Origin of the sequence: Arthrobacter agilis (assembly GCF_006494655.1) — a bacterium.
GTDB lineage: Bacteria > Actinomycetota > Actinomycetes > Actinomycetales > Micrococcaceae > Arthrobacter_D > Arthrobacter_D agilis.
The window spans coordinates 259,365-283,215 of the sequence record NZ_VHIM01000001.1 but is presented as its reverse complement, the minus strand read 5'-3'; the positions used below and the strand labels follow the sequence as shown (position 1 = coordinate 283,215).

17 protein-coding genes are annotated in these 23,851 nt (G+C 70.7%); 10 read left to right on the top strand and 7 right to left on the bottom strand.

Annotation, left to right across the window (positions count from 1 at the left end; all coding sequences use genetic code 11):
* The first annotated feature begins 58 nt into the window (after positions 1–58).
* Both ahcY and FJV46_RS01210 read left to right on the top strand, forming a co-directional pair.
* A complete protein-coding gene (ahcY, locus tag FJV46_RS01215; RefSeq protein ID WP_087031010.1) occupies positions 59–1,558 on the top strand; it encodes an adenosylhomocysteinase in 1,500 nt (499 codons plus the stop codon).
* A gap of 150 nt (positions 1,559–1,708) precedes the next feature.
* The gene (locus FJV46_RS01210; RefSeq protein WP_186336551.1) at positions 1,709–3,007 is read left to right on the top strand and encodes a L,D-transpeptidase; all 1,299 of its coding nucleotides are present in this window, start codon (positions 1,709–1,711) and stop codon (positions 3,005–3,007) included.
* Positions 3,008–3,042: 35 nt separating this feature from the next.
* On the opposite strand, the gene FJV46_RS01205 is transcribed toward FJV46_RS01210, so the two are convergent.
* Entirely contained in the window at positions 3,043–3,855 is an 813-nt protein-coding gene (locus tag FJV46_RS01205) for an RDD family protein (RefSeq protein ID WP_087031004.1), read from the bottom strand.
* 182 nt (positions 3,856–4,037) lie between these two features.
* Between FJV46_RS01205 and FJV46_RS01200 the strand changes: the two genes are divergently transcribed.
* The gene (locus tag FJV46_RS01200; protein WP_087031001.1) at positions 4,038–5,030 is read left to right on the top strand and encodes a stage II sporulation protein M; all 993 of its coding nucleotides are present in this window, start codon (positions 4,038–4,040) and stop codon (positions 5,028–5,030) included.
* A 122-nt stretch (positions 5,031–5,152) separates the two neighbouring features.
* The gene (locus tag FJV46_RS01195; protein ID WP_232008600.1) at positions 5,153–6,541 is read left to right on the top strand and encodes a TIGR01906 family membrane protein; all 1,389 of its coding nucleotides are present in this window, start codon (positions 5,153–5,155) and stop codon (positions 6,539–6,541) included.
* A 316-nt stretch (positions 6,542–6,857) separates the two neighbouring features.
* Here the strand turns inward: FJV46_RS01195 and FJV46_RS01190 are convergent, their stop codons facing one another.
* Positions 6,858–8,693 carry an AMP-dependent synthetase/ligase gene (locus FJV46_RS01190; protein WP_087030991.1) on the bottom strand — a complete coding sequence of 612 codons (1,836 nt, stop codon included), beginning with the start codon at positions 8,691–8,693 and terminating at the stop codon, positions 6,858–6,860.
* A gap of 38 nt (positions 8,694–8,731) precedes the next feature.
* Positions 8,732–10,363, bottom strand: a complete 1,632-nt coding sequence (locus FJV46_RS01185) for a dolichyl-phosphate-mannose--protein mannosyltransferase (protein ID WP_370684702.1) — start codon at positions 10,361–10,363, stop codon at positions 8,732–8,734.
* A gap of 169 nt (positions 10,364–10,532) precedes the next feature.
* Here FJV46_RS01185 and rsmI point away from each other — a divergent pair, with 169 nt between their 5' ends.
* Together rsmI and FJV46_RS01175 are read left to right on the top strand one after the other, a co-directional pair.
* On the top strand, positions 10,533–11,441 hold the full coding sequence (rsmI, locus tag FJV46_RS01180) for a 16S rRNA (cytidine(1402)-2'-O)-methyltransferase (protein ID WP_087031893.1): 909 nt from the start codon (positions 10,533–10,535) through the stop codon (positions 11,439–11,441).
* Between the two features lie 136 nt (positions 11,442–11,577).
* On the top strand, positions 11,578–13,059 hold the full coding sequence (locus FJV46_RS01175; RefSeq protein ID WP_087030989.1) for an NAD-dependent succinate-semialdehyde dehydrogenase: 1,482 nt from the start codon (positions 11,578–11,580) through the stop codon (positions 13,057–13,059).
* A 28-nt stretch (positions 13,060–13,087) separates the two neighbouring features.
* Here FJV46_RS01175 and FJV46_RS01170 read toward each other — a convergent pair whose 3' ends face one another.
* The 4 genes from FJV46_RS01170 to FJV46_RS01160 are packed head-to-tail and all read right to left on the bottom strand — an operon-like array spanning position 13,088 to position 18,105.
* Positions 13,088–15,535, bottom strand: a complete 2,448-nt coding sequence (locus FJV46_RS01170; protein ID WP_087030986.1) for a transglutaminase TgpA family protein — start codon at positions 15,533–15,535, stop codon at positions 13,088–13,090.
* Entirely contained in the window at positions 15,532–16,530 is a 999-nt protein-coding gene (locus tag FJV46_RS01165) for a DUF58 domain-containing protein (RefSeq protein WP_232008601.1), read from the bottom strand. The genes FJV46_RS01170 and FJV46_RS01165 overlap by 4 nt, the downstream gene beginning before the upstream one ends.
* On the bottom strand, positions 16,434–17,048 hold the full coding sequence (locus FJV46_RS15450) for a hypothetical protein (protein WP_232008602.1): 615 nt from the start codon (positions 17,046–17,048) through the stop codon (positions 16,434–16,436). The genes FJV46_RS01165 and FJV46_RS15450 overlap by 97 nt, the downstream gene beginning before the upstream one ends.
* A 40-nt stretch (positions 17,049–17,088) precedes the next feature.
* On the bottom strand, positions 17,089–18,105 hold the full coding sequence (locus FJV46_RS01160) for an AAA family ATPase (RefSeq protein ID WP_179195229.1): 1,017 nt from the start codon (positions 18,103–18,105) through the stop codon (positions 17,089–17,091).
* Positions 18,106–18,287: 182 nt separating this feature from the next.
* Between FJV46_RS01160 and FJV46_RS01155 the strand changes: the two genes are divergently transcribed.
* The 4 genes from FJV46_RS01155 (at position 18,288) to FJV46_RS01140 (ending at position 23,409) form a co-directional block, all read left to right on the top strand.
* Complete coding sequence (locus tag FJV46_RS01155) at positions 18,288–19,271, top strand: TatD family hydrolase (RefSeq protein WP_087030979.1); 984 nt, start codon at positions 18,288–18,290, stop codon at positions 19,269–19,271.
* A gap of 381 nt (positions 19,272–19,652) precedes the next feature.
* Complete coding sequence (rsmA, locus tag FJV46_RS01150; protein WP_087031890.1) at positions 19,653–20,552, top strand: 16S rRNA (adenine(1518)-N(6)/adenine(1519)-N(6))-dimethyltransferase RsmA; 900 nt, start codon at positions 19,653–19,655, stop codon at positions 20,550–20,552.
* A gap of 22 nt (positions 20,553–20,574) precedes the next feature.
* A complete protein-coding gene (locus FJV46_RS01145; RefSeq protein WP_087030977.1) occupies positions 20,575–21,552 on the top strand; it encodes a 4-(cytidine 5'-diphospho)-2-C-methyl-D-erythritol kinase in 978 nt (325 codons plus the stop codon).
* A 36-nt stretch (positions 21,553–21,588) separates the two neighbouring features.
* A complete protein-coding gene (locus FJV46_RS01140; protein ID WP_087030974.1) occupies positions 21,589–23,409 on the top strand; it encodes an ABC-F family ATP-binding cassette domain-containing protein in 1,821 nt (606 codons plus the stop codon).
* Positions 23,410–23,851 lie beyond the last annotated feature (442 nt).

Genomic DNA, 23,851 nt, shown 5'->3' with positions numbered 1-23,851 from the left:
CGCCGACAGCGCAGCACGGCCCCGCACACGTCCGAACCACAGCTAGGAACAGCAGATCATGACGTTCGACCACAAAGTTGCAGACCTCTCGCTCGCCGAGGCGGGGCGGCACCAGATCCGGCTCGCGGAGCACGAGATGCCGGGGCTGATGGCCTTGCGTGAGGAGTACGCGGACGCGCAGCCTCTCGCCGGCGCCCGCATCGCAGGCTCCCTCCACATGACCGTCCAGACGGCCGTCCTCATCGAGACGCTGACCGCCCTCGGCGCCGAGGTCCGCTGGGCATCCTGCAACATCTTCTCCACGCAGGACGAGGCCGCGGCGGCCGTCGTGGTCGGAGCGGGGACCGTCGACGAGCCCGCAGGCGTCCCCGTCTTCGCGTGGAAGAACGAGACCCTCGAGGACTACTGGTGGACCGCCACGCAGATCCTCACCTGGCCCGGCCAGGCCGAGGGGCTCGGCCCCAACATGATCCTCGACGACGGCGGGGACGCCACCATGCTGGTCCACAAGGGTGCCGAGTTCGAGGCGCTCGGCTCCGTGCCGGCGAACCCCGAGGAGGGCGACGCCGACTACTCGCACGAGTACACGGTCTTCCTCGACACCCTCCGTTCCACGATCGGTACCGAACCGCAGAAGTGGACCACGATCGCCGCCGGCATCAAGGGTGTCACCGAGGAGACGACGACGGGCGTCCACCGCCTCTACCAGCTCGCGGCACAGGGCAAGCTCCTGTTCCCGGCGATCAACGTCAACGACTCCGTCACCAAGTCGAAGTTCGACAACAAGTACGGCATCCGCCACTCGCTGCCGGACGGCCTCAACCGCGCCACGGACGTGCTGATCGGTGGCAAGGTCGCCGTCGTCTGCGGGTACGGCGACGTCGGCAAGGGCGCGGCCGAAGCGCTGCGGGGCCAGGGCGCCCGCGTCATCGTCACGGAGATCGACCCGATCTGCGCGCTGCAGGCCGCCATGGACGGCTACCAGGTGACCACGCTCGAGAAGGTGCTCGACCAGGGAGACCTCTTCATCACCACCACCGGCAACAAGGACGTCATCATGGCGCGCCACATGGCCGGCATGAAGCACCAGGCCATCGTCGGGAACATCGGCCACTTCGACAACGAGATCGACATCGCCGGCCTCGCCCGCATCCCGGGCGTCGAGAAGATCGAGATCAAGCCGCAGGTCCACGAGTGGGTCATTCCCGCGAACGGGGCCGAGGGCGTCGCCCAGCACTCCGTCATCATGCTGTCCGAGGGGCGCCTCCTGAACCTCGGCAACGCCACGGGACACCCCTCGTTCGTCATGAGCAACTCGTTCGCGAACCAGACGATCGCCCAGATCGAGCTCTACACGAAGTTCGAGCAGGACGACGCCGAGGGCAACCGCGAGTACGAGAACGAGGTCTACGTCCTGCCCAAGATCCTCGACGAGAAGGTGGCGCGCCTGCACCTGGACGCCCTCGGCCTCGAACTCACCGAGCTGAGCAAGGGCCAGGCGGAGTACCTCGACATCGACGTGGCCGGGCCGTACAAGTCGGACCAGTACCGCTACTAGGCCCGAGCGGTCGGGCCGCTGCCCGCTCCGCAAGGAGTCCGGGCAGCGGCCGAATCGTTGTGGAATCGGCTTCGTGCCTGCGGTTCGTGGGCTGCGCCGTCCCGTAACATCGCTCACGGGCAGCAACACCAAGGGGCTGGAGGCATGCGGATGAAGCAGGAGTCGAGCGCAGCCGCGCCGCGCCGGAAGGGCTGGACGATCGCAGCCATCGGCACCGCGGCCATCGTCGTCGTCGCCGGAGGAGTAGGGATCGCCACGGCGTCACCGTGGGAGAACCAGGCGCAGGAACCGGCGACGTCGTCGCCCGCAGCGGCGCCCCGGCCTGCCACCTCGGCGAGCGAAGCCCCCGAACCGACGCCGAGACCGACGCCGATCAGGACTGCGCCGGCCGAGGACTACTCCGTGGGGCTGATGCCCACGAACGGGGCCTTCGGCGTCAACCCGGCTACCGCGGCCGCGGTCACGGTGACAGGGGCCACGCTGGACGCCGTCGAGCTCGTGCCCCGCGCGGGCGGCACGGCGGTTGCGGGCGAGCTGTCCGACGACGGTACGGCCTGGACGGCGACCGAGCGCCTCGCGTTCAACACCGAGTATGTCCTCTCCTATGCCGCGCGCGACTCCGCGGGACAGGACCGGAGCGGGACCTCGACCTTCTCGACCGTCGAGCCTGCCAACGAGGCCGACGCCGCCATGTTCCCACTCGACGGCAGCACCGTGGGGACGGGCCAGCCGCTCGAATTCACCTTCAGCGAGCCGGTCGTGGATCGCGACGCCGTGGAGGGAGCCATCACGGTCACGAGCACCAGCGGCCAGCCCGGCGCGTTCTACTGGCTGACGGACACGACGGTGCGCTACCGGCCGGAGACGTTCTGGGCTCCGAACAGCACCATCACGGTGGACGTCGATCTCTTCGGCGTGGACTACGGCAACGGGATGATCGGTAACTTCGACCGGACCATGACCGTCCAGACCCACAACACGCGCCTCGCCGTCGTCGACAACGCGACGAAGACGATGGAGGTCTATCTGGACGGGAAGCTCGACCGCACCTTCCCCGTGACCCTCGGGACGGACGAATGGCCCTCGACCGAGGGGTACATGGTGGTCATGGAGCACTACGAGTCCACCCGATTCAGGGCCGAGTCGATCGGACTCGAGCCGGGGGACCCCGCCTACTACCCGCCGACCGTCGTCAACCATGCCAGTCGGCTCAGCAACGGTGGAGCCTTCGTCCACGAGGCCCTTCCTGCGGCGCAGGTGGCACTCGGCAACGTCAACGTCTCGCACGGCTGCATCGGTATGTCCCCCGAGGGTGCCGAGTACTTCTACAACACCTTCGGCCCCGGTGACGTGGTGCAGATCCTCAACACCGACTACGGGCCCATGTACGTCTGGGACGGTTTCGGCGACTGGAACGTCCCCTGGACCGAGTGGGTCAATCAGCCGTAGGTATTAGCCACGGCGGCATCGGAACGGTCCGCGCGCTAGCTGAACGGCAGCGTGTGCACCCTTCTCGCCGTCGCCTCGGTCCGTTCCCGCTGGCGCATCATGGAGGAATAGTCCCGATCCCTGCGCGCCGCGATGACGGCGTGCACGAACTCCTCCGGATGGGTGTCCGTGGGCGGTGCGGGGGAGACGTGGTGGCTGGCCTCGGCGGCGAGGTCCAGGGCGAGCGTGTGCCGTGCCAGCGGTGTCAGTTTCGGGGCCTGGGACAGGAACTGGGACATGCGGCGCGCGAGCGCATCCGGCAGACGCCCGATGTCGGCGGTTTCGGACCACTGCCGCAGTCCCGGCGGCATGACGGCCAGCGCCCGCGGCCTCGCGACCACGCGTTCCCGCATGGCGTAGGTTCCCGCCAGGAGGTCCCCGAGGCGCTTGGACCGCTCGTTGAACAGCGAGACGAGGAACGCGAGGGAGCCGCCGAGCAGGTAGATCTCGAGGATCGCGAGCATGCCGCGGATGAAGGCATGCCGGAAGCGGATGGCTCCGCCGTCGTCGCGCACGATCCGCAGCCCCATGACGAGACGGCCCAGCGACTTCCCGCGGGTGAGGGTCTCCACTGTCACCGGGACGACGACGAGGACCAGGACGACCAGCACGAGCAGGAGGGCGGTGGTCAGGGCTTCGTCGAGGACCCCGCCGAAGACATCGCCGAAGACATCGCCGACCAGGAGGACGAGCAGCACGGTCAGGACGATCTGCGCGACGATGTCGATGATGATGCTCAGGCCCCGCGCGGCGAAGCCTGCCGGTTTGAGCTCGAGGACGACGGCCTCACCGGTGACGATCGAGCTCATCCGTTCTCCCCCTGTTCGACGACGGACCGGCTCGACGGTAGGCCGGCGCGCCTCCACCCAGCGTAGTGCCGGGCACGGCGTGTCCGGGCCCTCACGCTCCGCTTCGGCGCAGGTCCGTGTCGACGCGATCCGCACGTCCATCGGTCGGTCGCCGCCGCCTGCCGTGACTATAGGGTGAACGCATGGATGTGGATGCTTTCATCGCCGTGCATCGCGGGGACTGGCAACGGCTGGACGACCTCGTTCGACGGCGGCGCCTCGACGGCGCGGAGTCGGACGAACTGCTGGTGCTCTATCAGCGCGTCTCCACCCATCTGTCCATCATCCGCTCGGTGGACCCCGAGAGCGCACTGTCCGGGGCACTGTCCACGCGCCTCTCGCGGGCGCGCACGCGCTTCACCGGCGCACGCTCCAATGTCATGGAGGACATGGCCCAGTTCTTCGTGCTCTCCCTTCCCGCCGCCTTCTACCGCATCCGCTGGCTGACGGTCGCCGTCGGGCTCCTTTTCGTCGCCGTGGCATGGCTCTATGCCTCCTGGGTGACGAGCACGCCGGGCGCCATCCCGGCGCTCGGTACGGACGAGGAGCTGCGCGCCTTCGTGGAGGAGGACTTCGTCGACTACTACTCGGAGAACCCCGCGGCGTCCTTCGCCGGGCTGGTCTGGACGAACAACGCGTGGATCGCCCTGCAGGCCGTCGCCTTCGGCGTCACAGGCATCTGGCCCGCGTTCATCCTGTACCAGAACGCGCAGGGGATCGGACTGGTGGCCGGCATGATGGCCTCCTACGACCGCCTCGACGTCTTCTTCGTCTACATCCTGCCGCACGGCTTTATGGAACTCACCGCCATCTTCATCGCGACCGCCGCGGGGCTCCGCATCTTCTGGGCGTGGGTGGCGCCCGGACGGCGGTCCCGCTCCGTGGCCCTGGCCGAGGAGGGGCGCGCCCTGATCACAGTCGCCCTGGGACTGGTGCTGGTACTCCTCGTCTCGGGTCTGGTGGAGGGCTTCGTCACCCCGAGCGGGCTGCCGCCCTGGCTGCGCCTGACCATCGGTTTCCTGGTGTTCGCCGCCTATTGGATCTACACCCTGGTGCTCGGCCGGCGTGCCGTGGCCGCCGGGCACCGAGGGGACCTCGACGTCGTCGACCGCGGACACTCGGACATCACCGCCTGAGCGGCAGCATCATCGCGTGACGACCGGGTCTCCGGGGAGTCGCCGAGCCGGGTGCAGCCCGTGCGGGTATGGTCGGAAGACGCCGGGCAGGCACCGGTGTGCAGCTGATGAGGAGATAGCGCGTGGTACACAAAGACAGCGACCGTCCGACCACCGGGGACGACTCCCCTCGCGACGGGGAGCAGCCGTTCGGGGGCCAGGCAGTCCCCGCCGATGCCGCTGATGATTCCGCCGGTTCGTCTGATTCATTTGATCCATCGTCCCGCGCCGGCGAGGCGGCTGGTGGTTCCACTGATGACGGTTTCACCGCTGATGGTCCCACCGCGGAAGAGCCGACCGCGGACGAGCGAACCGCTGATGAGCGCGAGGGCGTCCCCGGGAGTGGAGCGCACGCGGTAACGGCGGACGGCCCGCAGCCGGAAACCGGGCTCCTCGCTGCACCTTCGGCGGCCGACTCCTCCAACGAGCCGGCCCACTCGTCCGATGAGCCGGCCGACTCCTCCCACGAGCCGGTCCACTCCGCCGAGGACGGCCATCACGGCAGTACGCCGCAGGCACCGGATTCCGTGGGGAGGACCGCCGCCGGCGGCCCCGCCGGCGGCGTGCCGGCAGGAGCCGCTGCTGCAGGAGCATCGGACAGGCGGTCGTCGGACGGCGTCGTCGCGTCCCGCGAAAGCGCAGCGCCCGCCCGCGAGCCCGCGACCGACACGGGAGCCCTCTCGGTGCGTCCGTCGGACGAGGACGTGGCCCGGCGGGCTGCCGTGCGGGACAACGCGTTCTCGGCGAAGCCCGCGCCGGCACGGTTCCTTCAGGTCGTCGTCGCGCTCTTCTTCCCGGTCATCGTGGTCGCGGCTGCGGTGCGTGCCGTGGCGACGTCGTCGTTCCTGTGGTTCGAGTACCACCGGCCCGGTTTCCCGGCCGATCAGTTCGGATTTTCGCTGGACGATCGCATGACGTACGGCTCCTATGCGCTGGACTACGTCCTGAACTTCGCGCCACCGCGCTACCTGGGCGGGCTGGTGACGCCCGAGGGTGAGCCGCTGTTCCTCGACTCGGAGGTCGGGCACATGGCGGACGTGAAGGGCGTCCTCGGTCTGTCCTTCTTCATCGCGCTGGTGCTCTTCGTCCTCGCCGTGCTCTCGTGCATCTACCTCGCCCGGCGCTACAAGGGCGGCATCAGGCGTGCCCTGTTCGCGGGGGCCGTGCTGACGCTGGTGGGTATGGTCGCGCTCACGGTGCTCGCCGTCATCGGCTGGGAGACCTTCTTCACCCAGGTGCACGCGCTGTTCTTCGCCGACGGAACCTGGACCTTCCGGGTGGACGACACCCTGATCCGGCTCTTCCCCGAGCAGTTCTGGACCGACTCCGCGATCACCATCGCGGTGCTGGTGCTGGGCGCGACCATCCTCACGCTGATCGCCACCTGGCCGACGAAGGCGCGGCGTGAGCGGTCGATGCTGGCGCAGGAAGCCGCCGAGGTCCGCTACCGCAGGGCGCTGGAGGCCTCCTAGCACTCCTTCGATCCGGGACGCGCCGAGCCGGGCTGCCAGACCCGGTGGGGCGCTACCGCGGGTCTGACACGCTGCCGCGGGTCTGCAGTGCGGGCCTCGCCGACTGCCGCGAGTATGACGCGCTGCCGCGGGTTTGACGCGCCGAGCCGGGCTGCCAGACCCGGCGGGGGTCTGCCGCGGGTTTGACGCGCCGAGCCGGGCTGCCAGACCCGGCGGGGGTCTGCCGCGGGTCTGACGCGCCGAGCCGGGCTGCCAGACCCGGCGGGGGTCTGCCGCGGGTCTGACGCGCCGAGCCGGGCTGCCACCGGCGGGAGGGTCAGCGCCTCCCGTAGAGCTCGTCGAGCGCCGCCGCGTGGTCGGCGACGACGGCGGACCGTTTCAGCTTCAGCGTCGGCGTCAGGTGCCCGGACTCCACCGTGAACTCGACGTCGAGAACCGTGAACCGGCGGATCTGTTCCGCGCGGGACACCGTCGCGTTGGCGGTGTCGACCGCCGTCTGCAGCTCGGCCAGGACATCGGCGTCCCGCGCCGCCTGCCCGATGGTCAGACCCGGTTTCGCGTGCGCGGCACTCCACGGCGCCAGTGCCTCCCGGTCGAGGCTGAGGAGCGCGCCGATGAACGGCCTGCCCTCGCCCACGACCACGGCCTGCGACACGAGCGGGCTCTCGCGCAGCTTCTCCTCGAGGGGGCCGGGCGCGACGTTCTTGCCGCCGGCCGTCACCAGGAGATCCTTCTTGCGGCCCGTGATCGTGAGGAAGCCGTCCTCGTCGAGGGTGCCGAGGTCGCCCGTGCGGAAGTAGCCGTCGGCGGTGAAGGCCTCGGCGGTCGCGGACTCGTTGCGGTGGTACCCGGCGAAGATGCTTGTTCCCCGGGCCAGCACCTCGCCGTCGTCGTCGAGCCTGATGCTCGTGCCGGGCATCGGGATGCCGACGGAGCCCACCCGGGTGAGCGCCACGGTGTTCACGGTGCACGGCGCGGTGCTCTCGGTGAGGCCGTAGCCCTCCTGGATCATGATGCCCGCCCCGCGGAAGAAGTGGGCGAGGTGCGGGCTCAGCGGACTGGCGCCAGACACGGTGTAGGTGACCTCGCCGCCGAACACGGCGCGAAGCCGCGGGTACACGAGGCGATCGAACAGGGAGTGTGCGGCGCGCAGGGCGGGGGAGGGCCCCCGGCCGCCGCGTCCCCTCGCGTCGACGGCGCGGGAGTAGGCGACGGCGGTGCGCTCGGCGGCGCCGAAGAGGCGGCCCTTGCCGGCGTCGGCCGCGCGCTGTCCGGCGGTCGCGTGGATCTTCTCGAAGATGCGCGGCACGGCCAGGAGAAAGGTCGGGCGGAACGTCTGGAGGTCCTCGAGCAGCTGCGATGCGGAGCCGGAATGCGCGAGCGTGATGCCGCCGGTGAAGCAGACCACCTGGACCGCGCGTGCGAGGACGTGCGCCAGGGGAAGGAACATCAGGGTGCGCGCGTTCTCCTGCTTCAGGAACTCGGGCAGGAAGTCGAGGGTGTTGACCGCGAAGAACGCGAAGTTGGCGTGCGTGATGACGCAGCCCTTCGGGCGGCCCGTGGTGCCCGAGGTGTACACGATGGACGCGGCGTCGGCGAGCACACGCGAGGTGCGGGCAGCCGCCAGCCGCTCGTCGGTGACGTCAGCACCGGCGTCCTCGAGGGAGGCGAGGGTCGAGACCCCCTCCTGGGGAGCGCGCGTCAGGAGGACGACGGCGGTCGTGTCGAGGCGGCCGGCGCGGCCTGCGGCGTCGAGGACGATCTCCGCCTTGCCGGCATTCTCGACGAGCACGACGCCGGGCTGGGCGTCCTCGAGGATCCAGGCCACCTGGTGCGCGGAGGACGTCTCGTAGATGGGCACGGTGACGGCGCCGGCGAACCAGATGGCGACGTCGGCGAGGGTCCACTCGTACCGCGTCGCGGACAGGACGGCGACGGCGTCGCCGGGACGGACCCCCTGGGCGATGAGGCCCTTCGCGAGAGCCGAGACCTGCTGCAGGAAGGCTGCCGCGGAGAGGTCCTTCCAGCCACTCCCGGACCGCAGGGCGTACAGCGCCCGCTGCGGATCGGCGTCGTGCGTCCGGAGGAGGAGGTCCGTGATGTTGCTGGTGGACGGGAGGTCGACCAGGAGTTCCGTGATGGCTTCGCGCACCGGTGCTCGCTTTCGTTCCGAGGGATTCGTGAGCCGGACTAGATCCAGCTCGGCAGCCACATGCGCATGCGCCACTGCTCGTAGGGGATGATCTCGGCCGTCCAGATGGGCAGGAAGTAGGCCGAGAGCGCGACGGCGGCAGCCAGGAAGATCCCCACCAGCACGATACCCCGGCGTCTCCGCCCCCGGCTCGCGTCGGGGCGGCCCAGCACGAGGCCGAGGGAGTACACGAGCGAGAGGACGAGGTACGGCTCGAACGCCACAGCGTAGAAGTAGAACGTGGTGCGCTCCGGGTAGAGGAACCAGGGGAGGTAGCCTGCGGCGACACCCGTCAGGATCACTGCGGCTCGCCAGTCGCGGCGCCCGATCCAGCAGAACAGGAGGACGAGCAGCGAGAGTGCGGCGCTCCACCAGATGAGGGGATTGCCGAGCACGGTCACGGCCTGCGAGCAGGCGTCGGTTCCGCAGCCGGAGGGCTTCTCGTAGTAGAACGACGTGGGCCGCCCCATCACGAGCCAGGACCAGGCGCTGGCTTCGTAGGGGTGGTCGGAGCCGAGCCCCTGGTGGAAGGTGTAGGCGCTCCGGTGGTATTCGGCCAGCGACCGCAGCGCCTCCGGGAGCCATCCCCAGGAGTCCGACGGGTTCTGCTCCGCCCACGCCCGGTCATAGGCGTCCTCGGAGAGGAACCAGCCTGTCCACGTCGCGAGGTACGTCAGCAGCGCCACGGGGACGACGGCGACGAAGGCGAGCAGGCCGTCCTTCACGGCGCCGCCCAGGACCCAGTGGTGCACGCCGGCGATGCGCCGGGCACTCATGTCCCAGGCGACGGTCAGCAGGCCGAAGGCTGCGATGAACGGCAGCGCCGACCATTTGGTGCCGAGCGCCAGCCCCAGGCAGACGCCTGCAGCCAGCCGCCACGGCCGGAGCCCGAGGAACGGACCGTAGGCCAGGGCCGATGTCGAGGGGATGCCGCCGTCGCCCCTGTCCGCGAGCCGTGCGAGCCGGCGGGCCAGCCGACGGCGGCCGTCGTCGCGATCGAGCAGGAGCGCTGCGAAGGACGCGAGGAGCCAGAAACTCAGGAAGATGTCGAGCAGGGACGTCCGGGACTCGACGAGGTGATGGCCGTCGATCGCAAGGAGGAGCCCGGCCGCCGCGCCCAGGAGGGGCGAGCCGAACAGGCGCTGGGCGACGAACGCGAGCAGCAGGACCGAGAGCGTGCCCACGAGGGCGGCGGAGAAGCGCCAGCCGAAGCTGTTGTCCGAGCCGAAGAGCAGCATCCCGAAGGCGATCATCCACTTGCCGACCGGCGGATGCACCACGTAGTTGGGCGTGTCCAGCAGGACATCCGGGGTGCCGGCGTTGAACGAGTCGTTGGCGTCCTCGGGCCATTCCCGCTCGTAGCCCGACTGCAGCATCGAGTAGGCGTCCTTGACGTAGTACGTCTCGTCGAACACGAGCGAGCCCGGCTCGCCGAGCCGTACGAAGCGCAGGAGCCCGCCGATCACGGCCATCGCGAGGGGGAGGATCCAGCGAAGTGGGCCGCCCGGCGATGCCGCGCCGAGCAGGCGGAGAGTGAGGGCGTCGAGCGAGAAGGCGCGGCCGGGCGGGAGGATCCAGAAACCGCCGTCGCCGGGGACGCTCCCTCGCGGTCGGACGGCGGTGTGGCTCACCCTGTCATGCTACCGGCGGTGCCGGGCAGGACCGGGCAGCCGGACCGGCCGTGACAGCTAGGCTTGAGCCGTGAATCAGCCAGACGACACCACGCCCACGGACCTGCCCGGCGGAGCCCACCCCGAAAGCACCGGGCGCGCGACCCCGCCCGACGTCGAGGACGACACGATGGACGGGACCGTGGAGCGGCCTGAGGCGCGACCCCCGATCCCCGCCTACCGCGGAACGGCCGGTGACGGCAGCGGCCGCGGCCGGATCGTCCTCGCCGCGACCCCTATCGGCAACATGGGCGACGCCACCGAGCGTCTGGTCGGGCTGCTCGCCACGGCCGACGTCGTCGCGGCCGAGGACACGCGCCGCCTGCACCGGCTGGTCCAGGCCCTCGGCGTGACGGTCACGGGCCGGGTCATCAGCTACCACGAGCACAACGAGGCCGAGCGCACCCCCGAACTCCTCGACCTCGTGCGCGACGGCGCCACGCTGCTCATGGTGACCGACGCCGGCATGCCGTCGGTCTCCGATCCCGGCTACCGCCTCGTGGAGGCGGCCGTGGCCGAGGGCCTCGACCTGACCGCGGTACCGGGGGCGTCCGCGGTGCTCGCCGCTCTCGCGCTCTCGGGCCTGCCGACGGACAGGTTCTGTTTCGAGGGTTTCCTGCCGCGCAAGCCGGGGGTCCGCTCGGGCCGGCTCGCCGACCTCGCCGCCGAGCGGCGCACCATGGTGTTCTTCGAGGCTCCCCACCGCCTGGAACCGATGCTGCGCTCCCTGCAGCAGGCCTTCGGCTCCGAGCGTCCCGCAGCGGTGGCACGCGAACTGACAAAGGTGCACGAGCAGGTGGTCCGGGGCTCGCTCCTGGAGCTGCTGCAGTGGGCGCAGGCCGTCGAGGTGCGCGGCGAGATCGCCGTCGTGGTCGCCGGCGCGCCGGACACCCCTCCCACCCGGCCGGAGGACCACGTGGCCCAGGTGACATCGCTGATCGAGAGCGGGATGAGGCTCAAGGACGCCGTTGCCGCGGTCGCGGCCAACAGCCAGGTGAGCAAGCGCGAGCTGTACGCCGCGGTGATCGCCGCCCGCTGACGCGCTGTGCATTCGTCCAGCAGCAGTACGGATCCGCCGTGCACCCTGCAGTGGACACTCGTTCGCGCAGCGGATTAGCGTGACGTGGAAAGTACCCGCGGGACCGCGTCCCGCCACCGTCGCGAAGGAGCTCAGCATGGCTGTCACAGCCGACCAGGAGAAGGCCGTCCTCGAGAAGGTCCCCACGGGCCTGCTGATCGGTGGTGACTGGCGGCCGTCGTCGTCCGGGGCCACCTTCGACGTCGAGGACCCGGCGACCGGCAGCACCCTGCTGACCCTCGCCGACGCGACGCCCGAGGACGGGATGGCCGCGCTCGACGCCGCCGTCGCCGCCCAGGCCGATTGGGCCCGCACCGCACCGCGCGAACGCGGGGAGATTCTCCGCCGGGCCTTCGACCTGGTCATCGCGCGCGCCGACGAGTTCGCGCTCCTCATGACCCTGGAGATGGGCAAGCCGCTGGCCGAAGCCCGCGGCGAGGTGACCTACGGTGCCGAGTTCCTCCGCTGGTTCTCGGAGGAGGCGGTCCGGGCCAACGGGCGCTACTCGATGGCACCGGACGGCAAGTCGAGGCTGCTCGTCAGCAAGAAGCCGGTGGGGCCGTGCCTGCTCATCACGCCGTGGAACTTCCCCCTCGCGATGGCCACGCGCAAGATCGCGCCGGCGATCGCCGCGGGCTGCACCATGGTGCTCAAGCCTGCCAACCTCACGCCCCTCACGTCGTCGCTGTTCGCGACCGTCCTCCAGGAGGCGGGCCTGCCGGCGGGTGTCCTCAACATCGTGAACACCACGACGGCGGGTGATGTCACCGGACCCCTCATCGAGGACCCGCGCCTGCGGAAGCTCTCTTTCACGGGTTCCACGCCCGTGGGTCGCAGCCTGCTGGCGGCGGCGTCGAAGAACGTGCTGCGGACGTCCATGGAACTCGGCGGCAACGCACCCTTCGTGGTGTTCGAGGACGCCGACCTCGACGCGGCCGTCGACGGCGCCATGCTCGCCAAGCTCCGCAACATGGGCGAGGCCTGCACGGCGGCCAACCGGTTCATCGTCCACGAGTCCGTGGCGGAGGAGTTCGCCACGGCACTCGCAGGGCGGATGGAGGCCATGACCCCCGCGCGCGGCACCGAGGAGTCCTCGAAGCTCGGGCCGCTGATCGACCGGAAGAGCCGTGACAAGGTGCACGACCTCGTCACCGCGGCGGTCGGGGACGGTGCACGCACCGTCACGGGTGGCGCGCCGGTCACGGGGGACGGCTACTTCTACCAGGCCACGGTCCTGACGGACGTCCCGCGGTCCGCGCGCATCATGCAGGAAGAGATCTTCGGGCCGGTAGCTCCCATCATCACCTTCAGCACCGAGGACGAGGCCGTGGAGCTGGCGAACGATACCGAGTACGGGCTCGTGGCCTACGTCTTCACCCGCGACCTCAACCGCGGACTGCGGATCGGTGAGCGGCTGGACACCGGCATGCTGGGCCTCAATGCAGGCGTCGTCTCCAACGCTGCCGCTCCCTTCGGCGGCGTCAAGCAGTCCGGTCTCGGCCGCGAGGGCGGAGCCGAGGGCATCGAGGAGTACCTCTACACGCAGTACGTGGGGATTGCGGACCCGTACGCCTCCTGACCGGCGGCCCCGGCGCCGGAGGCCGCCATCAGTGCCGACCGCCCGTGAACCGGTTGAGTAGCGACTGCGGGAAGAGGCGCGCACGGAGCCGGGTGGCCAGGGAACTGCTGCTGCGCAGGGCGCGGGTGACCGTGTCGACGTCCTGCCAGCGGGCAGCGGTGGCCGGTCGCGTCGACACGGTCACGGGCCGACCGCCCTGGTCCGCCCTGCCGGGGGCGGCGTCAGCCGCGGGCAGGCCCTGCTCCGCGTACTCCTCGTACTCGTAGGCCGTCCGCAGCCTCGCGAGGGAGCGGACGGGTTCGGCCGTGAGCTCGGCCGAAGCGGCGAGCCGTCCCGCGAAGATCCGCGGCGTATCCGTCGGCTCCAGCGGGTAGCCGTAGTCGCCGGCGATCTCGGTGGTCTCCGCCCACGCCGCGGTGGCCGCGCCCCCGATGCCAGCGGCGCCCTCGCGGCCGGCGGCGCTCTCGGTCAGCTGGACGGCGCGCCTCCGGGAGCGGGTGCGGGTGCCCCGGAGCAGGAGCGGGAGAAGCCCGAGGACAGCGATCCCCGCGAGGGCGAGCAGCCCCGTGAGGGGACGTGCGCCGTCGCGCCGGCCGAGAGCACCGGGACTCTCGGCCTCGTCCGTCGCCTCGGCCGAGGCGTCCGTGTCCCCGGACGGGTCCCGGATCCCGCCGGGATTCAGGGCGTCGCCGTCATCGGCGCGGGGTCCCACGGGTGAGAAGGCCTGCTGCGCGTACCCGGGCACCACGCCGCGCGACGGAGTCGGTTCGAACTGCACCCAGCCCACACCCTCGAAGTACAGTTCCGGCCAGGCGTGCGCATTGCGCGAGTCGACGACGAACTCGTTCAGCTCCGTGTCCTCGGGGCCGGCCTCGGTGCCGCCCGTGGGGCTGCCGGGCGTGTAGCCGACCGCCACCCTGCTGGGGATGCCGGCTGCGCGGGCCATGACCGCCATGGTCCCGGCATAGTGCACGCAGTACCCGGACTTGGACTCGAGGAATCGGGCCATCACATCCATGCTGCTGCCGTCGTACCCGCCGTCCACCGGTGCCTCGACGGAGTAGGTGAACTCCGGTCCGCGCAGATAGTTCTGGATGGCCAGCGCCTTGTCGTAGGGGTTAACGAAGGCGCCCGCGATCTCCTCCGTGCGCGTCCGGACGATCTCCGGGGTGTCGTTCGGCAGCTCGGTGAAGATCTCCGGGACGGCGTCGGGGTCGGACGGCCCGATGGCGCCGAGCCCCTCGCGCGTGAGGCTCGCGGAGCGGCTCTCCACCACGTACTCCTGACGCGCGGTGGAGCCGCCGTCGGTCGCGAGGACCGAGAGATTGGACGGATCCCACGCCCAGGTGCCCCTGAGGTTCGAGACGCCCACCGGAGCATAGGGCGAGAGCAGCCACGGGCTCGCGTAGCTCTGCGTGGTGATCTCGGTGAACACGGTGGTGCGGGCGGGAGCGTCGGCCGGTACGCCGAGTTCGGTGCCGAGCTCCGCGACACCCGTCTCCCGGTCGTTGATCCGCTGGTTCGGTTCCCAGCGCCGGCCGCCGAAGTCCTCCAGTGTCACGGCGCGCAGATAGACGGGTGTGCTCGAATTCGTCGCGTAGGTGATCCGCCCGAAGCCCGTCGGGTTCCGCAGGTCGTTCCCGAGCGTCACGGCCGGGTTGAGGCCGGTGGCGTTGCCCCACACGTTGAGCCGCGCGCCCTGCGGGAAGGCACCGGAGTTGAAGCCGGGCACGAACAGGGGCAGGATCACCGTCACGGCGAGTGCGGCCGCGCCGATGATCGCGCTCCTGCCCGCGAAACCCGACGATGCGCGCGCGCCGCCCGACGCGATGCGGTTCTCGCGCCACTGGGCGACGGCGAGGAGCAGCAGGAAGGCCAGCACGGTGACGACGAAGGCGAACATGCCCACGCCGTCGGGCTTCACGATCGCGGGCGAGACCATGACCAGAACCAGAGCGAATCCGCTGGCGGCGGGCATCCTCATGCTCGTGGAGAAGGTGTCGACGACGATCGCGACGAGCCCCAGCGCTGCGCAGATCACCAGGAAGATGCCCGCGCTGGGGAGGACCGGCGCCACCTGCGAGACCACCGTCTCCTCCGCCTGCCCTAGGAGGCGCTGCAGCTCGAGCGAGCTCCCCGGGCCCGGTACGAGGCCCAGGATGCTCTCGCGCGGGAAGAACTGGGCGGTGAGGGAGCCGACGAGCGCGAGCACGCCCACCAGGGCGGTGATCAGACTGTTCAGCCGGAGGGTCCGGCTCACCGCCATCGCCAGGAGCACGGGGACGAGCGTCCGGAGGGTGGGCAGCAGCCACGCCCACGGCTCGACCACGCCGTTCAGGCTGGTCGCGGCAGCGAGCACCGCGAGGAGCGCGGCCCCGGTCACGGCCCAGTGCCAGGGAGCGGCGACGGCGCTGCGGGAGGCCGGTGAGCGCTCCTGCGGAGGGGCAGGCGCCGGACGGGACAGGGTCGAGGTCATGCGGTTCCCCTGGAGGTGGTGTCATGGGCGGTGCGGGACGTTCCCGCGGACTGCCCGCCGCCGGGCGCGGACGACGACGTCGACGCGCCGCCCACCATGCTCTCCAGCCCGGCCCACACGGCGGGGAGGGACGCTGCGGCGGAAGCTGCCGAGGCATGCCAGCCGGCGTTCCGGAGGATCTCGAGCTGGCGCCGGGCATCGGCGGGCCGCTCGCAGACGAGGATCGCGTAGGACACGGAGCCGTAGTCGGAGGCCGATGCCAGGGAGCGCGCCTCCTCGAGGGTGATCATGCCGAGCAGGGCTATGAGCGGGCCGCGGTGACGGGTGGCGACGAGCTTGTCCAGGAGATCGTCGCCGAAGGCGGCGTGCGGCGCGGCCTGTGCCGTCTCCGCCGTCGTCCGACGGACGCGGCGTGCCGCGGACCGTGCCGCCTCGCCGGCCCGCACCACGGTGCTGCCCGCATGCTCCTCGGCCTGCCCGCGCCGGCCCGACTCGGGAGCGAGCTCCAAAGCCGCGAGGCCCTCGGCGATGCCCGCCACGGCTCCCGGACCGTGGTGCTCCTCCTCGGTGGGGAAGGGCGCCGACGGGGAGTGCAGCAGTGCGGGTGCGCCCTGCTGGTCGAGGAAGCGCAGGGCGTAGTTCCGTTCCAGCAGGTGGGCGCTGACGGACATCACGGCTGTGACGGCCCACTCGAAGGTGGGGGAGGTGGAGAGCCCGCTGCCGTCCGTCCCGAACGCTGCGCTGAAGCCCGTGTTGAAACTGTGATGGCGCTGGTCCATCAGCAGCGTGGCCTGTGGCGTCGTGACGGATTCCTCCTGCCGCACCATGAGTTCGCTGTGGCGGGCCGTGGCCGCCCAGTGCACCCGGCGCATCGAGTCGCCATGCCGGTACTCGCGTGTCATGACGTCGTCATCGCTGGGATTCGCCTGACGGCGCGTGGCCGCCAGTCCGTCGTTGCCGCGGGAGCCGGACAGCGCGGTGGCCAGGAGGTCCACGGGGCCGGAGTGACCACGAGGGCGTCGGTGGCGCCGAGCTCGTGGCGGGACATGCCGAGGCCGAAGGGGTCGGTGAACTCGGCCGTCACGGGGCCGATGTCGTAGACCCCGCGGGAGGCCGACCTCAACCGGTACTCGTACAGGGAGACGCCGTCGCGCGTGGGGTTGCGGGACGGATAGGTGAAGTGCGGTGCCTGCCCGAAGCGGGAGGGGAGCCGCTCCTCCATCGAGATGCTGGCGCCGCCCGCCACGGAGGCCGTCAGGGACAGCGTGACCGTCGTCGTCGAGCCGATCTCCATCGACTGCGGCTGGAAGCGGCGGCTCACGGTGAAGTTGGGCTTCACGATCCGGAGGACGACGATCGAGGCGAGGGGCAGGGCCACCAGGAGGATGCCCACGTAGAGGAGGTCGCGGCGCCCGAGCACCTGAGCCGCCAGCAGGGCGACGACGGCGGTGAGGACGAAGCCCCAGCCGCGCGCGGTGAGGATTCGCGAGGGGAGTCTGTCGAGAAGGGCCATCGGGTATCCGTCGCGGGTCAGGGGAGGAGGACTCGAGCGGTCATCGTCGCTGCGCCTCGCGGGCCACGGGCACCCGGGACAGGACATCCGCGACGATGGTCGAGGCGGTGTCCCCGGCACTGGTGGCCTTGCGGTCGAGCAGGAGGCGGTGAGCGAGGACGGCGTCGGCGATGGCGGCGACGTCGTCCGGAAGGACGAAGTCGCGCCCCTCGAGCGCCGCGCCGGCCTTCGCCGCCCGGAGGAGCTGGAGCAGCGAGCGGGGGCTGGCGCCGAGTCGCAGCCTCGGATGCTCGCGCGTCGCCCGGCCGAGCGCCACCGTGTAGTCCTTGACGGCGGGCGAGACGTAGACGCCGCGGACCTGCCGCATCATGCCGGCGATGTCCGAGACGCTCGCCACCGGCCGGATGACCTCGAGGGGGTTCACCGACTGGTGGGACTCGAGCATGTCCGCCTCGGCGCGCGCATCCGGGTAGCCCATGGAGATGCGGGCCATGAAGCGGTCGCGCTGCGCCTCCGGCAGCGGATACGTGCCCTCCATCTCGATGGGGTTCTGCGTGGCCACCACCATGAAGGGGTCGCCGAGCACGTGCGTGTGACCGTCCACGGTGACCTGGTGCTCCTCCATGCACTCGAGCAGGGAGGACTGCGTCTTCGCCGACGCGCGGTTGATCTCGTCACCGATCACGATGTTCGCGAACACGGGACCCGGCCGGAACTCGAAGCGCCGCGAGTCCTGGTTGAAGATCGAGACGCCCGTGACGTCCGACGGAAGGAGATCGGGGGTGAACTGGATGCGGTTGACGGAGCAGTCGATGGTCCGAGCCAGGGTCTTGGCGAGCATCGTCTTGCCGACGCCGGGCACGTCCTCGAGGAGCAGATGGCCCTGGGCCAGCAGCACCGTCAGGGCGAGGCGCGCGGCGTCGGGCTTGCCGTCGATCACGGTCTCGATGGACCGGAGGATCCTCGTGCTGATGTCGTGGAAATCCGCTCCGGGGCCGTCCGGGCCTGCCGATCGCAGATCCGCTGGAACCTCGGCGATGTTGTGCTGGACGTCCATGGGCACCTTCCATGCGTGCGGCTGACGCATCGGGACGCGGCGACTGCCGGGTCTCGACACGCAGGGAGCGGCCGCGAACTCTCCGACGCGGGGCAGGACAGACCGGGCTGAATGAATCAACAGATTACTAGGTCAACTTGTGCTCCGGGAGATAAGTTCCGCCCGCTGGCTAGGCTGGGTGCATGTGTTCCCGTCCACTCCCGACCCGCGCAGGGTTCCAGCCCGGTGAGACCCCGCCGGCTTTCCGTGAGCCGCAGCCGGTTCCACCCGGAGGGTCCGGACCCGCGGATGACGACGGCGCTGCCGCGGCGCGGCGGCGGAAGGGCGGCTTCCCGGCCTTGCCGGAGCCCTTGGCCGTACCCGTGATCGACAATCACACGCACTTCGACATCGGGGACGGCCCTGCGCCGGACGTCCACGTGACGCTGACCGACGCGCTGGACGCCGCCGCCGCCGCAGGTGTCAGGGCCGCCGTGCAGGTAGGGACGGACCTCGCCTCGTCGCGCTTCACGGCGGCCGTCGTCGAGCAGGACGCCCGCCTCCTCGGGGCCGTGGCGCTCCACCCCAACGACGCCCCCTTGCTCGCCGGCGCGGGCGCTCTCGAGGACGCCCTGGCGGAGATCGAGCAGCTGGCAGCGGGACCGCGCGTGCGGGCGCTCGGCGAGACCGGCCTGGACTATTTCCGCACGGGGGAGGACGGACGGGGAAGCCAGCTCACCTCCTTCCGCAGCCACATCGACATCGCCAAGCGGCTCGGCAAGGCACTGCAGATCCATGACCGCGACGCGCACGACGACGTCGTGTCCACCTTGCTCGGCGACGGTGCGCCGGAACGCGTGGTGCTGCACTGCTTCTCCGGCGACGCCGGACTGGCGCGGATCTGCAACGAGCACGGGTGGTACATGTCTTTCGCCGGGACCGTCACCTTCAAGAACGCCGCCGACCTCCGGGAAGCGCTGCTCGTCGCGGATCCGGCGCTGGTGCTCGTCGAGACGGACGCGCCGTTCCTCACGCCGCACCCGCACCGGGGCCGCCCGAACGCCAGCTATGTCATGCCCGTCACGGTCCGCGCCATGGCGGCCGTCCTCGAGACGGACGTCGACGCCCTCTGCGTACGGCTGAACACCAATACCGAAGCGGTGTACGGACGCTGGGACGTGGAGTGACGGCCCTGCCGGCCTCCGGGTTCGGGTAGTCGTGCGGCCGGACCGAGTAACCGGTCCTGCAACTCGGGTGGAGCGCACTCGTGCCCGCCGGAACCGTGCCTCCGTACTGTCATGGCAGGGAGCGTTGCCCGCCCGTCATCGACCGCGGCCGGCACGCCCCGGCGCTGATCCCTTCTCCTGAGACCGGAAGGGACGGCGCACCGGCAGCCCGATCTTCTAGCGAGGAGGCTGCCTCCGAGCGGGTCGGCGGCGCCGGGAACCCTCCTGAGACCAGGGTTCCCCTCGGGCGCCGCCGATTCCCTCCCGCGGTGACCGCTTCCTTGTCACTGCCCGCGTTGTCACTGCCCCTGACCGCCGGCCCGATACGATGACACGGTGACCATGCCCCCCGCCGCCGGACCGCCCGCACCCCTCTTCGGAGCCGCAGACATCCGGCGACTCGCGGCTGACGTCGACATCCGTCCCACGAAGACCCTCGGCCAGAACTTCGTGATCGACGGCAACACCATCCGCAGGATCGTCGCGTCCGCGAAACTCGGGACGGACGAGACCGTGCTCGAGGTGGGCCCCGGGCTCGGATCGCTGACCCTCGGACTGCTGGACGCCGCCGAGCGCGTGGTCGCCGTCGAGATCGACCCCGTCCTCGCACGCAAGCTGCCGGACACCATCGCTGCCTGGCGACCGGACCGCGCGGCTGCGCTCGACGTCGTGCTCGAGGACGCGCTGCGCGTCACCGCGCTGCCGCACGAGCCCACCGCGCTCGTCGCCAACCTCCCGTACAACGTCGCCGTCCCCGTGGTGCTGAACCTCCTCGAGCGCTTCCCGTCGCTGCGGCACGGACTCGTCATGGTGCAGGACGAGGTGGCGGATCGCCTCGCCGCGCCGCCCGGTTCACGGACCTACGGCGTCCCGTCCGTGAAGGCCGCCTGGTACACGAGCATGGCAAAGGCCGGCGTGATCGGCATGAACGTGTTCTGGCCTGCACCCAAGATCGCGTCGGGCCTCGTGCGCTTCACGCGGCGCGAGCCACCGGTCACGACGGCCACGCGCGAGCAGGTCTTCGCCGTCATCGACGCCGCCTTCGCCCAGCGCCGCAAGACGCTCCGCGCCGCGCTCGCCGGGTGGGCGGGGTCACCGGTCCTCGCCGAGCAGGCGCTGCGGGCCGCCGGCGTGGACCCCACCGCCCGCGGCGAGGTGCTCGACGTCACCGCGTTCGCGAGGATCGCCGAGGCCCGCGTCGACGTGTCCGGGGCTTCCGGAGACGCACCCGCGGGGCACTGAGCGGTGGGCTAGGTTGGTGGGTATGGTCTCGGGCAGAACGATCGACAGACGCACCGACGTCTCCCGCGCACGCTCCGTACGCGTCACCGCGCCGGGCAAGATCAACGTCTCCCTGAAGGTCGGGCCGCCGCGCGAGGACGGCTACCACGGCATCGCGAGCGTGTTCCTCGCCGTGTCGCTCTACGAGGAGGTCACCGCGACCGAGACGGCCGGCGGCATCAGTGTCACCGTGAACGGCCAGGGCACCCTCAACCTGCCCGCCGCGAGCATCCCCCTCGACAGCTCCAACCTCGCTGTCCGTGCAGCGGAACTGCTGGCCGAGGTGAGTCCGGGACACTCCGGCGTGCACCTCGACATCACCAAGCGCGTGCCCATCGCGGGCGGCATGGGCGGCGGGTCCGCGGATGCCGCAGCGGCACTCCTCGCCTGCGACGCACTGTGGGGCAGTGGCTTCTCCCGGGACGAACTGGCCAAGATCGCCGTCGACCTCGGTGCGGACGTGCCGTTCGCGCTCGTGGGCGGTACCGCCGTCGGGCTCGGCGTGGGGGACCTGCTGACGCCCGCCATCTCGAAGACGCCCCTGCACCTGGTCCTCGTGACCTCCGACTACGGGCTGTCCACCCCCGAGGTGTACCGCACGCTCGACGCCCTCCGCCTGCGGAACGGTGTGGAGCCCGATGCGCAGCCGGAGATCGACCCGGCCATCCTCGGCGCCATGCGTGCGGGGGACGCGCTCGCGCTGGCACCCCTCCTGCACAACGACCTGCAGGAGGCGGCGCTGGAACTCGCACCGGCCCTGGGCGATATCCTTGAGACCGGAAGGGCCGCCGGCGCACTGGCCGGAATAGTCTCCGGATCAGGTCCCACGGTCGCCTTCCTCGCACAGAATCCCGCCCACGCGGCCGAACTCGAGACGCTCCTCACCCACGAGGGGCTGCAGGCCACCTCCGTCCAGGGCCCGGCCCACGGGGCGCGCATCACCGCGGATCACGCGGGCTGACCCCGCAGCACCCGCCCAACCGAAAGCAGTATCTTCTTGGCACACCTCCTCGGCGCCGAAAGCCTCAGCGTCGCCTTCGTCACCCGCACCATCCTCGACACCGTGTCCCTCGGACTCGAGGACGGCGACCGCATCGGCATGGTGGGGCGCAACGGCGACGGCAAGTCCACCCTGATGCGTCTCCTCGCGCAGCGCAGCGTCCCGGATTCCGGCCGCGTGACCAAGCGGCGCGACGTCTCCGTGGGCTATCTCGACCAGTCGGACGTGCTCGACGGCGACCTCGAGGTGGGCCGCGCGATCGTGGGCGACCAGGCGGACCACGAGTGGGCGTCGAACCCGAAGATCCGCGACGTGATGGGCGGCCTCGTCTCCGAGGTCGACTGGCACGCCCGCGTGTCCTCCCTCTCCGGGGGGCAGAAGCGCCGCGTCGCGCTCGCGAAGCTCCTCATCGGGGACGACGACGTCATCATGCTCGACGAGCCCACCAACCACCTCGACGTCGAGGGCGTGGCCTGGCTCGCGAAGCACCTGAAGCAGCGGTGGCGTCCCACCGAGGGCGGATTGCTCGTGGTCACCCACGACCGGTGGTTCCTGGACGAGATCTGCAACCACACGTGGGAGGTGCACGACGCCGTCGTCGACGACTTCGACGGTGGCTACGCTGCCTACGTGCTGGCCCGCGCCGAGCGGGACCGCATGGCGTCCGTCGTCGAGTCCAAGCGCGTGCAGCTCGTCAAGAAGGAACTCGCCTGGCTGCGCCGCGGCGCGCCCGCCCGTACCGCGAAGCCCAAGTTCCGCATCGAGGCGGCGAACGAGCTGATCGCCGACGTCCCGGAGCCCCGCGACTCGCTGGCCCTCAGCAAGATGGCCATGTCCCGGCTGGGCAAGGACGTGCTGGACCTCGAGGACGTGAGCCTCGCGATCACCGACGGCGAAGGCCAGGACCGGACGCTGTTCGACCGGATAACCCTGCAGCTCGCGCCGGGCCAGCGACTCGGGCTCGTCGGCGTCAACGGCTCGGGCAAGACCACGCTCCTGCGCCTGCTCAACGGCGAGCTGCAGCCGACCGCGGGCAAGGTCAAGAAGGGCAAGACGGTCCAGACCGCCGTGCTGTCCCAGGAGGTCCGCGAGCTCGACGACGTCAGCGACATGAGGGTCATCGAGGTGATCGAGTCGGAGAAGCGCGTGTTCGCGGTGGGCGGCAAGGAGGTCTCCGCCAGCCAGCTCGTGGAGCAGCTCGGATTCACCAACGAGAAGCAGTGGACCCGGGTCAGCGAGCTGTCCGGCGGCGAGCGGCGACGCCTCCAGCTGCTGCGCCTCCTCGTCGGCGAGCCCAACGTCCTCATGCTGGATGAGCCCACCAACGACCTCGACACGGACACGCTCTCGGCGATCGAGGACGTGCTGGACGGCTGGCCGGGCACGCTCGTGGTCGTGTCCCACGACCGCTACCTGCTCGAGCGCGTCACCGACTCGCAGATGGCACTGCTCGGCGACGGTCGTCTCCGCGATCTGCCCGGCGGCGTGGACCAGTACCTCGAGCTGCGGAACGCGGCCGGCCCGATGACCGCGACCGGCAGCGCGGCATCCCCTGCGATCAGCGGCGGGTCCACCGGAACCTCGTCCGAGGCGGACCTGCGGCAGGCCCGCAAGGACCTCGCGCGGATCGAGCGGCAGATCACCAAGGTGGACGCCCAGAAGAACAAGGTCCAGGCACAGATGGAGGAAGCCGGCGCCCGGGCCGACGCCGACTTCGAGCACATCGCGGGCCTGAACGGACGCCTGGCGGAGCTGCAGTCCGAGATCGACGACCTCGAGGGGCAGTGGATGGGGGCCGCGGAGATCCTGGGCGAGTGACGTACCGTCCCGACGGGTGCTGCCAGCATGTCCGGCAGGTTTCCGCTGGACGGACGCGGTGTTAATTCTCGCTGGTGGGCCGGAGGAGCCCGTGGGCGATTCGGGTAGTCGGTTTCCGCAGGGGGCGCCTCAGGCGCCGATGGAACGCATCGGGACATCGTCGTTGCACTGATGACCCGCGCCGAAATCCCGCGCCTGGTGAAACTGCAGGTCAGGTGATGGTCGACCGGTTCCGCACGCGCTGCCGGCCCAACGTGTGCGTCACGCGCACTCCTCGGTCGACTACCTGCGTGTGCCATGGGCGGAGTCGGGGTGGCTCCGTGTCATGCGAGAGCGAGCGAGTAGACCCGCGTAATGACGGGCCGCTTTTCGAGTAGCTGCCGAATCGTTGCACCGTCCTAACCTCGAAGGGAAGGGGCCTGATGATCAGCCAGGTCCCGGA